Annotated in this window: 14 protein-coding genes; 11 read left to right on the top strand and 3 right to left on the bottom strand. The window is 71.2% G+C overall.

Going from position 1 to position 12,848, the window contains the following annotated elements; genetic code table 11:
* Window positions 1–137 precede the first annotated feature (137 nt).
* Window positions 138–1,082: an NAD(+) diphosphatase gene (gene nudC, locus KVT45_RS38305; RefSeq protein WP_217553801.1), complete on the top strand. Its 945-nt coding sequence runs from the start codon at window positions 138–140 to the stop codon at window positions 1,080–1,082.
* Between the two features lie 10 nt (window positions 1,083–1,092).
* On the top strand, window positions 1,093–1,695 hold the full coding sequence (locus KVT45_RS38300; protein ID WP_217553800.1) for a bifunctional 2-polyprenyl-6-hydroxyphenol methylase/3-demethylubiquinol 3-O-methyltransferase UbiG: 603 nt from the start codon (window positions 1,093–1,095) through the stop codon (window positions 1,693–1,695).
* Window positions 1,696–1,748: 53 nt separating this feature from the next.
* Here KVT45_RS38300 and KVT45_RS38295 read toward each other — a convergent pair whose 3' ends face one another.
* A complete protein-coding gene (locus KVT45_RS38295) occupies window positions 1,749–1,991 on the bottom strand; it encodes a mycoredoxin (protein ID WP_217553799.1) in 243 nt (80 codons plus the stop codon).
* A gap of 200 nt (window positions 1,992–2,191) precedes the next feature.
* Here KVT45_RS38295 and KVT45_RS38290 point away from each other — a divergent pair, with 200 nt between their 5' ends.
* From KVT45_RS38290 to KVT45_RS38270, 5 genes are all read left to right on the top strand, one after another.
* Window positions 2,192–4,387, top strand: a complete 2,196-nt coding sequence (locus KVT45_RS38290) for an ATP-dependent DNA helicase UvrD2 (RefSeq protein ID WP_217553798.1) — start codon at window positions 2,192–2,194, stop codon at window positions 4,385–4,387.
* Window positions 4,388–4,551: 164 nt separating this feature from the next.
* Window positions 4,552–4,875 (top strand): hypothetical protein, encoded by a 324-nt coding sequence (locus KVT45_RS38285; protein ID WP_217553797.1) that lies wholly within the window; start codon window positions 4,552–4,554, stop codon window positions 4,873–4,875.
* 172 nt (window positions 4,876–5,047) lie between these two features.
* Window positions 5,048–5,416, top strand: a complete 369-nt coding sequence (locus KVT45_RS38280) for a WhiB family transcriptional regulator (RefSeq protein WP_010984500.1) — start codon at window positions 5,048–5,050, stop codon at window positions 5,414–5,416.
* Window positions 5,413–5,739, top strand: coding sequence for a hypothetical protein (locus KVT45_RS38275; protein WP_217553796.1), 327 nt, complete (start codon window positions 5,413–5,415; stop codon window positions 5,737–5,739). Before KVT45_RS38280 ends, KVT45_RS38275 begins: the two co-directional genes overlap by 4 nt.
* A 134-nt stretch (window positions 5,740–5,873) precedes the next feature.
* Window positions 5,874–6,086: a hypothetical protein gene (locus KVT45_RS38270; RefSeq protein WP_145968842.1), complete on the top strand. Its 213-nt coding sequence runs from the start codon at window positions 5,874–5,876 to the stop codon at window positions 6,084–6,086.
* A gap of 10 nt (window positions 6,087–6,096) precedes the next feature.
* Here the strand turns inward: KVT45_RS38270 and KVT45_RS38265 are convergent, their stop codons facing one another.
* Window positions 6,097–7,524: an AarF/ABC1/UbiB kinase family protein gene (locus tag KVT45_RS38265; protein WP_217553795.1), complete on the bottom strand. Its 1,428-nt coding sequence runs from the start codon at window positions 7,522–7,524 to the stop codon at window positions 6,097–6,099.
* Window positions 7,517–8,722 carry a TOMM precursor leader peptide-binding protein gene (locus KVT45_RS38260; protein ID WP_217553794.1) on the bottom strand — a complete coding sequence of 402 codons (1,206 nt, stop codon included), beginning with the start codon at window positions 8,720–8,722 and terminating at the stop codon, window positions 7,517–7,519. Before KVT45_RS38260 ends, KVT45_RS38265 begins: the two co-directional genes overlap by 8 nt.
* A gap of 226 nt (window positions 8,723–8,948) precedes the next feature.
* On the opposite strand from KVT45_RS38260, the gene KVT45_RS38255 reads away from it, so the two are divergent.
* The 4 genes from KVT45_RS38255 to KVT45_RS38240 all read left to right on the top strand — a co-directional run bounded on the left by KVT45_RS38255 (window position 8,949) and on the right by KVT45_RS38240 (window position 12,803).
* Window positions 8,949–9,545: a M48 family metallopeptidase gene (locus tag KVT45_RS38255; RefSeq protein WP_217553793.1), complete on the top strand. Its 597-nt coding sequence runs from the start codon at window positions 8,949–8,951 to the stop codon at window positions 9,543–9,545.
* 137 nt (window positions 9,546–9,682) lie between these two features.
* On the top strand, window positions 9,683–11,338 hold the full coding sequence (locus KVT45_RS38250) for a TerD family protein (protein WP_217553792.1): 1,656 nt from the start codon (window positions 9,683–9,685) through the stop codon (window positions 11,336–11,338).
* 11 nt (window positions 11,339–11,349) lie between these two features.
* A complete protein-coding gene (locus KVT45_RS38245; protein ID WP_217553791.1) occupies window positions 11,350–12,030 on the top strand; it encodes an AIM24 family protein in 681 nt (226 codons plus the stop codon).
* A gap of 17 nt (window positions 12,031–12,047) precedes the next feature.
* Window positions 12,048–12,803 carry an AIM24 family protein gene (locus tag KVT45_RS38240; RefSeq protein WP_217553790.1) on the top strand — a complete coding sequence of 252 codons (756 nt, stop codon included), beginning with the start codon at window positions 12,048–12,050 and terminating at the stop codon, window positions 12,801–12,803.
* Window positions 12,804–12,848: the final 45 nt, after the last annotated feature.

Genomic DNA, 12,848 nt, shown 5'->3' with positions numbered 1-12,848 from the left:
GCGGTACCGCCGACGGGGCACACTGGAAGGGCCGCCCCGTCCGCCCCGCCCCCCGCCCGACCCGGTCTCCTCCCGCCCTTCGTCCCGCTGAACCGCCCGTTGAAACATCCGTTGCACTGGGGGAGTTGGAAGCACCCGTGACCACCTGGACCGACCACACAGCCGACCGCCCCATCTCGCTCACCGCCCCGAGCGGCATCGACCGCGCCGCCCACCACCGGCTCGACGAGGCCTGGCTCGCGGCGGCGTGGAGCCACCCCGACACCCGCTGTTTCGTGGTCTCCGGCGGCCAGGTTCTCATCGACGAGACGCCCGAGGGCCGCACCGAACTCGTCATGACGCCCTCCTTCGAGGCCCCCCTCACCGAGGCGCACCGCTACTTCCTCGGCACCGACGAGGACGGCGTGAGCTACTTCGCCCTCCAGAAGGACGCCCTGCCCGGCCGTATCGACCAGTCCGCGCGCCCCGCGGGCCTGCGCGAGGCCGGACTGCTGCTGTCACCGCGCGACGTGGGCCTGATGGTGCACGCGGTCGGCCTGGAGAACTGGCAGCGCACCCACCGCTTCTGCTCCCGCTGCGGCGAGCGCACGGTCATCGCCGCCGCCGGCCACATCCGCCGCTGCCCCGCCTGCGGCGCCGAGCACTACCCGCGCACCGACCCCGCCGTGATCATGGCCGTCACCGACGAGGACGACCGCATCCTGCTCGGCCGCCAGGTCCACTGGCCCGAGGGCCGCTTCTCCACGCTCGCCGGCTTCGTGGAGCCCGGCGAGTCCATCGAGCATGCGGTACGCCGCGAGGTCTTCGAGGAGGCCGGGGTCACCGTCGGCCCGGTCGAGTACGTCGCCAGCCAGCCCTGGCCGTTCCCGTCCAGCCTCATGCTCGGCTTCATGGCCCGCGCCACCACGACCGAGATCAACGTCGACGGCGACGAGATCCACGAGGCCCGCTGGTTCTCCCGCGACGAACTGGGCGCCGCCTTCGAGTCCGGCGACGTCCTGCCGCCGTACGGCATCTCGATCGCGGCCCGCCTGATCGAGATGTGGTACGGCAAGCCGCTGCCGACGAGGAGCTTCGTCTGAGACGGCCGTCATGACCGCAGAGGAGTACTGGAACCACAACGTCCACTACCACTCCGTGGTGCTGGACGCGGTACCGGAAGGCTGCCGCACCGCCCTGGACGTCGGCTGCGGCGACGGCCTGCTGGCCGCCAAGCTCGCGGCCAGGGCGGAGTCGGTGACCGGCGTGGACCGGTCGGCGGAGATGATCAGGCAGGCGCGCAAGCGGTCCGCCGCGAACGTCACCTTCCTGGAGGGCGACTACCTCGACGGCGCAGCCCTCGACGAGGAGGGTTACGACTTCGTCAGCGCGGTCGCCGTGATCCACCACGCCCCTTTCGACGACGCGATCGACCGGCTGGTGGGACTGCTCGCGCCCGGCGGCCGGCTGGTCGTCGTCGGTATGGCGTACAACCACACCCCTCTGGACTGGGTGATCAGCGGCTGCGGAGTCCCCGCGAGCCGGTTGAACGCGCGTCTGCGGGGCGGCAAGCAGGCCCCGGAGGGGATGCCCGTCGAGGACTCCGCCATGCATTGGGGAGAGGTCCGGCAGTCCACCGCGCACCGGCTCCCCGGCCGCCGGTACCGGCGCCGTCTGCTGTGGCGCTACACGCTGGTGTGGGACAAGCCGGCCTGAACATGCGAAGGCGGCCCCTGAGATGACTCAGGGGCCGCCGTGCGCCGGGAAACCTACGCGCTGATCTTCTGCTTCACCTGGGCCAGCGACGGGTTCGTGAGCGTCGAGCCGTCGGCGAAGAGCACCGTGGGGACCGTCTGGTTTCCGCCATTCGCCGTCTCCACGAACGCGGCCGACTCCGGGTCCTGCTCGATGTTGATCTCGGTGTAAGCGATTCCCTCGCGGTCCAGCTGGGTCTTCAGCCGGCGGCAGTAGCCGCACCAGGTGGTGCTGTACATCGTCACAGTGCCCTGCATCTCGCTCGCACTCCTTCGGCAGGTCGGGGAAGGTCGTCCAGGAGAGGAACGTACGCGCCCTGTCCGCCATTCCCGCAGCACGGGCCCGAGCATTCCCGCAGCACGGGCCCCGAGTGACGCCTGCCGCATTAGTACGACTGCGCGGGGCTGCCTGTGGACAACCGGCACGGCCGTCTCCGGCGACCTGGCAGCATGGCCATGTGACAGCAGCAACGCACTCCTCCCTCTTCCCGCCGGTACCGGACTCTGCCGACGCGGTGCTCGAAGGGCTCGACCCCGAGCAGCGCGCGGTGGCGACCGCCCTGCACGGTCCCGTGTGCGTGCTGGCCGGAGCCGGTACCGGCAAGACCCGGGCGATCACCCACCGGATCGCCTACGGGGTGCGGGCCGGCATCCTCCAGCCGTCCAGCGTGCTCGCCGTCACCTTCACCAACCGCGCCGCCGGGGAGATGCGCGGCCGGCTGCGCCAGCTCGGCGCCCAGGGGGTGCAGGCCCGCACCTTCCACTCGGCCGCGCTGCGCCAGCTCCAGTTCTTCTGGCCGAAAGCGATCGGTGGCTCCCTGCCCCGGCTCGTCGACCGCAAGATCCAGCTCGTCGCCGACGCGGCCGCCGCCTGCCGCATCCGCCTCGACCGGGGCGAGCTGCGGGACGTCACCGCCGAGATCGAATGGTCCAAGGTCACCCGGACCGTCCCCGCCGACTACCCGATGGCCGCCCAGAAGGCCGGCCGGGAGGCCCCCCGCGACCCCGCCGAGATCGCCCAGGTCTACTCGGTCTACGAGGACCTCAAGCGTGATCGCGCGGTCATCGACTTCGAGGACGTCCTGCTGCTGACCGTCGGCATCCTGCAGGACCGCCACGACATCGCCGAACAGGTCCGCGCCCAGTACCAGCACTTCGTCGTCGACGAGTACCAGGACGTCAGTCCGCTCCAGCAGCGGCTGCTGGAACTGTGGCTCGGCGAGCGCGACAGCCTGTGCGTCGTCGGCGACGCGAGCCAGACCATCTACTCGTTCACAGGAGCAACCCCCGACCATTTGCTCGACTTCCGCACCCGCCACCCCGGGGCCACCGTCGTCAAGCTGGTCCGCGACTACCGCTCCACACCCCAGGTCGTCCGCCTCGCCAACGGCCTGCTGGCCCAGGCCCGTGGCCGGGCCGCCGACCACCGCCTGGAGCTGATCTCCCAGCGCCCCGCCGGACCCGAGCCCGTGTACACCGAGTACACCGACGAGCCCGCCGAGGCCGAGGGCGCCGCCCGCCGCATCCGGGAGCTGGTCGCCGCCGGGGTGCCGGCCGCCGAGATCGCCGTGTTGTTCCGCACCAACGCCCAGTCCGAGACGTACGAGCAGGCCCTTGCGGACGCCGGGGTGCCCTACCAGCTGCGCGGTGCCGAGCGGTTCTTCGACCGGCCCGAGGTACGCAAGGCGGGCGTCGCCCTGCGCGCCGCGGCCCGCTTCGGCGGCAACGACGCGTTGCTCGACGACACCGTGGACCTGCCCTCGCAGGTGCGCGCGGTCCTCTCCGGGGAGGGCTGGACCACCTCGCCCCCGGCCGGCTCCGGCGCGGTCCGGGAGCGCTGGGAGTCGCTGGCCGCTCTGGTCAACCTCGCCCAGGACGTCGCCGCCGCCCGGCCCGCCGCAACCCTCGCCGACTTCGTCGCCGAACTCGACGAGCGCGCGGGCGCCCAGCACGCCCCGACCGTCCAGGGCGTCACCCTCGCCTCGCTGCACTCGGCGAAGGGCCTGGAGTGGGACGTCGTGTTCCTGGTCGGTGTCGCCGAGGGCATGATGCCGATCACCTATGCGAAGACCGACGAACAGATCGAGGAGGAGCGCCGGCTCCTCTATGTCGGCGTGACCCGCGCCAGGGAACGGCTTCATGTCTCCTGGTCCCTCTCCCGCACCCCCGGCGGCAGACCCGGCCGCAGGCCCAGCCACTTCCTGGACGGTCTGCGCCCCGGCTCCACCGGCACCGTCGGCCGGGCCGGCGGCACCGGTGGCGGAGGCGTCGAACGCGGCTTCACCGGCGGCCCCGTGGCCGCACCCCGGCGCACCCAGCGCACCCCCGCCCGCTGCCGGGTCTGCGGACGCACGCTGACCGACGCCGGCGAGATGAAGCTGATGCGCTGCGACGACTGCCCCTCCGACATGGACGAAGGCCTCTACGAGCGGCTGCGCGAGTGGCGTGCGGACCAGGCCCGGCTCAGCGGTCAGCCCGCCTTCTGCGTCTTCACCGACAGGACGCTGATGGCCATCGCCGAGAGCGCCCCGGACGACGACCGCGAACTGGCCCGCATCCCCGGTGTCGGCACGCGCAAGCTCAACCGTTACGGCGCCGATGTTCTGGCCATCTGCGCAGGCCAGGAGCCCGAGGGAGAAGAAGTGGGGGACTGATGCGAACTCGTCGAAAAAATAGTTTGCGCATGCCCCAGCAATCCCCATAGGTTCTAGGCACGGAAGCGGCGGCCTTCTCGAAGGCCCGGTTCCGTGTTGTACTTGCATATCCGAGCGGATCGGCTCAACGCCGGTCCCCTAGACGCCGAGAGGAGGCGAGTCCAGTGATCAGCATCAAGACCAGCAGCAACATCCGCGCGGCCAAAATGACCGATCTCTCGGCCGTCTCCGTGTGCATGCTCGGCGTCTCCACTCTGGGCACCGGTCTGTCCGGCATTCCTGCCGTGCGTCCGGCGTCCTCCGTTTCTCTCGCGGGTCTTCCCGTCCGTGAGCGCAATGAGCGACCGACCAAGGCACTGGAAGCAGTAGCGGCACAGGCACAGGCCTATGCCTTTACGGCAGCCGGTGCCGGTAGCCGGAAGCAGACGACGCAGCACCACCTGATGTGGGCCTTCCGTGGGCCAGAACCCTGGAGTGATCCAGCCTGATCGATCAGGCCGGCGCCTTCAGGGCCGCGGAACCCCATCCGGGATCCGCGGCCCTTCTGTTTTCCCCGAACGGGGAGAGCGGAGCGAAGGGGCCTCGGGACAAGAGCAGAACCCGGTACCAGCCGCCAACCGGTCCAACCCGACCGGCACGACCAGACGAGGAAGAACAACCGTGCAACTCGAAGCGCACGCCCCGTCCGTACCGCCTTCCGAAACGATCCCCCCGCCCGGCCTCACGGAGGACTCCACCTTGATCCCGCTCACCGCGCTCACCGCGCTCGACGACGCCATCGAGAACCTCGGCGTACCCGTCCCCTGCCGCTCCTACGACCCGGAGGTCTTCTTCGCCGAGTCGCCGGCGGACGTCGAGTACGCCAAGTCCCTCTGCCGCACCTGCCCGCTGATCGAGGCCTGCCTCGCCGGGGCCAAGGAGCGGCGTGAGCCCTGGGGCGTCTGGGGTGGCGAGCTGTTCGTCCAGGGTGTCGTCGTCGCCCGCAAGCGGCCGCGTGGCCGCCCGCGCAAGAACCCGGTCACGGCATGAACATCCACGGAACGATCGACCGCCCCCTCACGCACGATCCCAAGAAGCAGGCCCCGATGAAGCCGTCCACCAGCGAGCCCGCAGGCTCCGCGATCCCAGACTTCACCACCGCCGGTACCGCCACCGGCTCGCGTCAGAACAGGACCCGAGAGATGCAACTCATCCCAGAAGCCTTGGCTCGTGCGCATATGCACGAGCGACTGCACGAGGCCGAGCGGGAACGCCAGGCCGTGCGCCTGGTGACCGCTCGCCGGATGCAGCGCCGGGCGGAGCGCGCCTCGATGCGCGCCCGCCGTGCGCTCGCCATGGCCGTGATGCAGTAACCCAGTACACCTGAAGCGGTGGCCTCCCGACCCCGGGAGGCGAAAGCTCCCCGCGGGGGCCGGTCCGGCCGAACGGACCGGTCCCCGCGGTGCGTTGTCCCGTCGGATCGGCGCCGCGGAGTTATCGTCACCGGGTGACAAGTCTTTCCGGAGGCAGTGATCACGGCGGCTCCACCACGGAGCCCCACCCGCTCGTGTGCGCCTGCTGCGGCACCCCGGCCGACGGCCCTCAGCCCACCACCTGGACCTGCTCCGTGGAGAACGGCGTCCGCCAGTTCTTCTGCGACACGTGCTCCAGGGAGAACCTCAGGGCGATCGAGGGCCGGCTCGATTCGTCCTGGTGGTGAACACCGCCCCCTACTGAGCCTCCACGGCCGCCTCGGTCTCTTCCACTTCCCCGTCCTCTTCGGCTTCCAGCTCGGCTTCCAGGGCTTCTTCGAGCTCTTCGAGCTCTTCGGGCACGAACCCGGGCAGCCACGCCTCCAGCTCCTCCCGCAGCCGTACCGTCGCACCCAGCTGGCACAGCACGCCGATGGTGCTCAGGGTCACCCGGTGTATGAGGAGGTAGGCCGGCGGCAGGTTGAGCTGCTTGCCCAGCTGGTGGGCGGGGTTGCGAGGGTCGGCGATGCGGGCCGCCTGGCTGCGCATCCAGTTGCGGGTGAAGGTGAACTCGTCGACCTGAGCCGGTTCGATGATCGGCAGCAGGTAGTCCAGGACGGCGTCGGGGTCCAGCTCTATGGACTCCTTGACGAACCCCTCCGCGCACAGCAGCTCGTAGACCGCCTCGGCGTCACCGTCCAGCGTCATCCGCAGGGAGTCGCCGATCGGGCTGGGCAGGCCGCCGGAGAGGCGGTCGACGGTGCCGAAGTCCAGCACACCGAGGCGCCACTCCTCCTCGTCCTCCGGCGCACCGGGCAGCAGACGGAAATTGCCGGGGTGCGGGTCGGCGTGCAGCAGGCCGGTACGGGCCGGGCCCGAGAACAGGAACCGGGCCAGGAGCTGACCGGCCCGGTCGCGCTGCTCCTGCGTACCCCCCGAGATGATCTCGGAGAGCGGTATCCCGTCGATCCACTCCGTGACCAGGACCTGGTCGCACTGGTGCACCACCGCGGGCACCACCACATCGGGGTCGCCCTCGAACTCCTCCGCGTGCGCCGCCTGGGCCTGCGCCTCCAGGGAGTAGTCCAGCTCCTCGGAGACCCGGTCGCGCAGCTCCGCGATCAGCGGCTTGATGTCCATACCGGGGATCAGCGGACCCAACAGGCGGGCGAAGCGGCTCAGTTGTCCCAGGTCGGACAGGAGGGCCTCGCCGGCTCCCGGGTACTGCACCTTGACCGCCACCACCCGGCCGTCCTGCCACACCGCCCGGTGCACCTGGCCGATCGAGGCCGCCGCCGAGGGCTTGTCCTCGAACTCCAGGAACAGCTCCCGCCAGTCCTCCCCGAGACGCTCGGTGAGCACCGAGTGCACGGTGCGGGTGGGCATCGGCGGCGCGGCGTCCTGGAGCTTGGTGAGAGCCGCCCGGTAGGGGCCGGCGATCTCCTCCGGGAGGGCCGACTCGAAGACGGACAGGGCCTGCCCGAACTTCATCGCCCCTCCCTTCAACTCGCCCAGGACTTTGAACAGTTGCTCCGCGGTGCGCTGTTGCAGCTCCCGGCCGACGATCTCCGCGGACTCGCCCACGATGCGCTTGCCCAGACCCCAGGTTGCCCGGCCGGCGTAGCCGAGCGGGAGCGCGGCGAGCTTGGCGGTCCGGGTGACCGCCTTCCGGGGAAGATCAGACATGCGCCCTCCAAGTCCCAGTCGGCCGTGCCGCGTCCGCGTGCTGTCCTCGCTCCGCCGACGGCCGTTGCACCACCATTGTCGCGTGTGGATCCCCGTTGGTTGAGGAGTGCTCCCCCTTAGCTTTCTCCGCCGCCCCGCACGGGCATGCGGGGTGCGGCCAGACCGGCCGCGCGTGCCAGTGCAGAGCCGGCACGGACGCCTCCCAGCGCGCCCCGGCGCCGGTCGGCGATTCTCCGTCGAGGAAGGCCAGGGCGTGCGCGGCGGCCAGCCCGGCCACGGCCGTCGCCAGCGTCAGATCGCAGGCGGCCACCCGGCGGGCCTGCCCGGACCGCCACTGGGCGATCAGGCGCGGCCAGGCCGGATCCCGGTCCGTGCGGTGCTCGTGCAGGCAGCGGGCGCACCCTGTCCCACCAGGCAGGACGAGGGGGCCGACCACGCCCGTGCCCTCCACGACACCCGTGTAGAGATGAGGGGTCCCCGAGGCCATGAGCGGTTCGGCGGCGCGCGCGTCCGGGGCGTGCACCAGCACGTCGTCGCGCGGGGCGATGATCACCAGTGCGAGGCCCGGCTCCTCCGCCGACGGGTCCGGGCGGCGGGGCGGGCGGTCCGGGGCCGCCCGGCGGACGACTCTGCGCGCGGCCTCGTCGCGGCGCTCGCCGATCGCCTCCGCGGGCAGCCCGCCCGGCGCCACGTCCCACGACTGGACGCGGCCCACGTCCCGCACGTCGACCTCGCCGACGCCCGCGCCCGACAGCAGCGCGGCCAGCGTGACACCGACCCGGCCCGCGCCCTGCACCCGCACCCGCAGCGCACGCCGGGCCGCCAGCCGGCCGATCGCGCCACCGGGCTCCGGAGTGATCAGGGAGAGCGAGGCGAGATCGGGACGCAACCGCTCCAGCACCTCCTTCTTCTCGCGCAACGCCTGCGCCGCCGGCCCGCCACCCTGCGCGTCGTCGACGAGCCCGGCCCGGGACAGCCGGTCCACCAGAGCGTCGACATGCCCGTCCGGCAGGTCCATGCGGCGCCCCTCCTCGCGCAGCAGCGCGAGCCCCCGGGCGCCGTTGAGCAGGTCCAGGAAGCTCCCGGTCGCCGTGTCCATCGGCCCCAGTGTCATCGCGTGCGCGGGAGTCATCCCGAACTGCACGGTGTTGAGATCGCGCCAGCCGCGCCGCAGCGCGGGCTTCACCAACGGATGCATGACAGGCCCCCGTATCTGTCGAAAGGTCACGGAACGTCCCCGTGTGCCGATGGAGCCGGTCACGCTCCGCCGACGAGTGCCAGGATGCCCGGGCCGCCCGGTGGGCGCCGAAAGTTGTCCACAGGCAGTGGGTATTCGTCGTACAAATCAAACGCATGGTGGGGGATCAGCACCGAACCGTCCCGGACCCGGGACTTCCCGCATGTGCAGCGGGTAACGTCGGGGCGTGCCCGCCGACCCACTGCACCGCGCCGGAAAGCCACAGCGCAGCACGACGAGCCAGCCGCCCAGCGGCTTGGGGGCGAGCGCGATCGAGGTTCGCAGAAGCGCCCGGCGCCGCCGGACCGTTTCCGCGTACCGCGAGGGCGATCGCACCGTCGTGCTGATCCCCGCCCGGATGTCCGAGGCGGAGGAGAAACGCTGGGTGACCGTCATGCTCAACAAACTCGCTGCCCAGGAGAGCAAGCGAGTGCTGGGCGACGCCGAACTGGCCGAGCGTGCCGAGCGGCTGTCGGCCCAGTACTTCGGCGGCCGGGCCCGCCCCGCCTCGGTGCGCTGGGTCACCAACCAGAACACCCGCTGGGGCTCGTGCACCCCGTCCGAGGGCAGCATCCGCCTCTCGCACCGGCTCCAGGGTATGCCCGAGTACGTCGTCGACTACGTGCTCTGCCATGAACTGGCGCATCTGCTGGTGCCCGGGCACGGCCCCGGGTTCTGGCGGCTGCTGGAGGCGTACCCGCGGACCGAGCGGGCCCGCGGCTACCTCGAAGGGGTGGTCGCGGCCGACCGGCTGCCCCAGGTGCCCGGCGCGCGTGATGAGTGACACACCCCGGGAGCGCTCCCTCCGGGGTCGCTGAGCGCGGTTGTGTACCGGGTCTGTACCGACTTCTTCCGATGTCCGAGTTAGCCGTTAGCCTGGCGCGACGCACTCGCATTCGGGATGGGGGACGGTCGTAACGCATGGCCAGGGAATTCCAACGCGGCCACAAGGCCAGGATCAGTGACCTCACGGCGGGCACGGATCTGTACGTAGGCGTGCAGATCTCCGGCCCCGGACTGACCTTCGACATCAGTTGCTTCGGCCTCGACGCCGACGAACGGCTGTCGGACGACCGGTACTTCGTCTTCTTCAACCAGCCGAAGTCGCCCGAGGAGTCCATCCAGCTGCTGGGTGCGCAGGCGGGCGACACGGAGTCCTTCCGGATCACGCTGGACCGGATCCCGTCGCGGATCCAGAAGCTGGCGTTCACGGCGACCATCGACGGCGCCGGGCAGATGTCGCAGGTCGCGCCCGGATACATCCGGATCGTCGCGGGCGGCGAGGAGGTGGCCCGGTACTCCTTCAACGGCTCGGAGTTCTCCACCGAGCGCGCCGTGATGCTCGGCGACTTCTACCTGAAGGACGTGTGGCGCTTCGCCGCCGTCGGCCAGGGCTTCGACGGTGGTCTGGAGGCGCTGCTGAAGAACTTCGGCGGCGAGGTGGCGGAGGAGGAGGCGCCCGCCGCGCCGGAGCCGCAGCAGCCGCAGACCGGGTCCGCGCCCGGCTTCGCGCCGCCGGCGTTCGGGGTCCCCTCCGCGCCCGCGCCCGCGCCTGTTCCCACGCCGACTCCGGCTCCGGCTCCCGTCCCGCAGGGCTTCACCCCGCCCCCGCCGCCCGGTCCCGTGCCGGCTTCGAACATGCACGGCGCGCCCACCGTCATCGCCCCGCTGACCCCGCCGGTCCCCGGCACGGTGCCGCCTCCGTCCCCGGCGCCCGCGCCCTACGGCCAGCCGCCCGCCCCGCCCGGCTACGGCCAGCCCCCGGCGGCTCCGCAGGCTCCCGCCCCGCCGCCCGGATACCCGCAGGCGCCCCAGGCCCCGACCCCGCCCCCGGGCTACGGCCAGCAGGCGCCGTTCGGGCAGGTTCCCGGTCAGCAGCAGAGCTACGGCGTCCCGCAGGGTGCTCCGCAGGGCGGTGCCGGGGTGAGCGCCGCGCTCCAGAAGTTCAAGGAGACGCCGACCGGTCAGCGCTGGACGCAGCAGAACAAGAAGCTCGTCCGCGTCGACCTCGGGATGGGCGGTCAGCCGGTGCTGGCCCGGCAGGGCAGCATGGTGCTCTACCAGGGCAAGGTCGACTTCAGCTACAAGGGCGCCGGATTCGCCGGCCGGATCGTGGGCAACGCCACCGGCCAGGAGATGCAGTTGATGCGCTGCACCGGCCACGGCCAGGTGTTCCTCGCCGAGAACTCAGCCCATCTGCACCCCATCGAGCTCCAGGGCGACGCGATCTGCGTCTCCGCGGAGAGCGTCCTCGCCTTCGACGAGGGCCTGCAGTACGAGGTCCGCCGGATCGAGGGGCACGGCATCCCCGGCGGCGCGCTGTTCACGATGCAGTTCCAGGGCACCGGCACGATCGTCGTCAAGACGCACGGCACCCCCGTCGTGCTGCCCGTGACCCCGACGACGTTCGCCGACTGCAACGCCGTGGTCGCCTGGTCCGCGGCCTCCCAGGTGATCGTCTCCAGCCAGGTGCGGATGCGCCGCAACGCCTATCCGGGCGACACCGGGGAGAGCGTCAACCTGCAGTTCCGGGGCGCGCCCGGCAACTTCATCGTCGTCCAGCCGTACGAGGTCTGAGGGAGCCCGTCATGAACCAGCCGCTCGCGGGCTACGCCCCCGCACCCGTCACCGCCCGCATGGAGAACCACGGCAACAACATGCTGAAGGTCGCCATGCAGACCGGAAACGACCTCCTCGCGCGCGTGGGCTCGATGGTCGCCTACGAAGGCTTCGTCCAGTACGAGCCCAACCCGCCGGCCGTCCGCCAGATCGCCCGCGACTGGGCGACCGGCGAGGGCGCGCCCCTGATGAAGTGCTCCGGCGACGGCCTGCTCTACCTCGCCGACTACGGCGCCGACGTCGTCGTCATCAACCTCAACGGCGACGGCATCTCCGTCAACGCCACCAACCTGCTCGCCTTCGACGCGCATCTCACGTGGGGCGTGGAGCGGGTCAAGGGGCTGGCGAAGTTCGCCGGCCAGGGCCTGTGGAACACCAAGATCTCCGGGCAGGGCTGGGTCGCGCTGACCTCCCGGGGCAAGCCGATCGTCGTCGACTGCGGAGGCGGCGAGGACGAGACGTACGTCGACCCGGACGCACTGGTCGCCTGGTCGCCGAACCTCAAGGTCAAGGGCAAGCGCAGCTTCAAGGCGCAGTCGCTGATCGGCCGGGGCAGTGGCGAGGCCTACCAGATGGCCTTCTCCGGCCAGGGCATCGTCGTCGTCCAGCCCAGCGAGGACAGCACCGACCGCCTCCGGTTCCGGGGCTGAGGGGGAGTCAGGAAACCATGCAGAGCCCGCTTTTCGCCTTCAACGACTCCCAGGCCCCAGGCCGCTACAGCCTGCAGAACAAGCAGATGCTGCGGGTTGTCCTGGAGGGCCACGACGACATCCTCGCCCGCAAGGGCACCATGGTCGCCTACCAGGGGCTCGTCGAGTTCGACGCCGAGTACCAGGGCCACAACCAGGCACGCGCGCGTGCGTACACCGGCGAGGGCCTGGACCTGATGCGCTGCCACGGGCAGGGCACGGTCTACTTCGCCAACCTCGCCCAGCACATCCACGTCCTGGACGTCGAGCAGGACGGTCTGACCGTGGACAGCGGCTACGTCCTCGCCATGGACTCCTCGCTGCACTACGAGGTCGTCGCCGTCGACAGCCTCTACGGCATCTCCGGGTCCGGGAAGTACCAGCTCAACATCACCGGACGCGGCAAGGTCGCCCTGATGACCTCGGGCGCGCCGCTGCTGATGCAGGTCACGCCCGACAAGTACGTCAACTGCGACGCCGACGCGATCGTCGCCTGGTCCACCGGGCTGCGCGTCCAGATGCAGGCCCAGACGCACTCCTCGGGCGTGTGGCGGCGCCGGGGCAGCACCGGGGAGGGCTGGGAGCTGAGTTTCATGGGAAGTGGCTTCGCGTTGGTCCAGCCGAGTGAACTGCTGCCGCCGCAGCACGCCCAGATCGGTCAGGGCGTCGCCGCCCAGTTCGGCATGGGCCAGCAGGGCGCGCGCGGCATGAACCAGGGCAACGTCTGGAGCTGAGAGCCCGAAAGGGCCCCTGAAAGGGCCTGAAAGGTAAGGGGCGGC

This window comes from Streptomyces sp. GbtcB6 (assembly GCF_019091475.1).
Lineage (GTDB): Bacteria > Actinomycetota > Actinomycetes > Streptomycetales > Streptomycetaceae > Streptomyces > Streptomyces hyaluromycini.
This window is presented reverse-complemented; position numbering and strand designations above follow the sequence as displayed.

Excerpts from the sequence above, each read along its gene's own strand:
- KVT45_RS38300 (WP_217553800.1), top strand. The coding sequence starts at position 1,093 with ATGACCGCAGAGGAGTACTGGAACCACAACGTCCACTACCACTCCGTG.
- KVT45_RS38295 (WP_217553799.1), bottom strand. The coding sequence starts at position 1,991 with ATGCAGGGCACTGTGACGATGTACAGCACCACCTGGTGCGGCTACTGC.
- KVT45_RS38275 (WP_217553796.1), top strand. The coding sequence starts at position 5,413 with ATGAACATCCACGGAACGATCGACCGCCCCCTCACGCACGATCCCAAG.
- KVT45_RS38265 (WP_217553795.1), bottom strand. The coding sequence starts at position 7,524 with ATGTCTGATCTTCCCCGGAAGGCGGTCACCCGGACCGCCAAGCTCGCC.
- KVT45_RS38260 (WP_217553794.1), bottom strand. The coding sequence starts at position 8,722 with ATGCATCCGTTGGTGAAGCCCGCGCTGCGGCGCGGCTGGCGCGATCTC.
- KVT45_RS38250 (WP_217553792.1), top strand. The coding sequence starts at position 9,683 with ATGGCCAGGGAATTCCAACGCGGCCACAAGGCCAGGATCAGTGACCTC.
- KVT45_RS38245 (WP_217553791.1), top strand. The coding sequence starts at position 11,350 with ATGAACCAGCCGCTCGCGGGCTACGCCCCCGCACCCGTCACCGCCCGC.
- KVT45_RS38240 (WP_217553790.1), top strand. The coding sequence starts at position 12,048 with ATGCAGAGCCCGCTTTTCGCCTTCAACGACTCCCAGGCCCCAGGCCGC.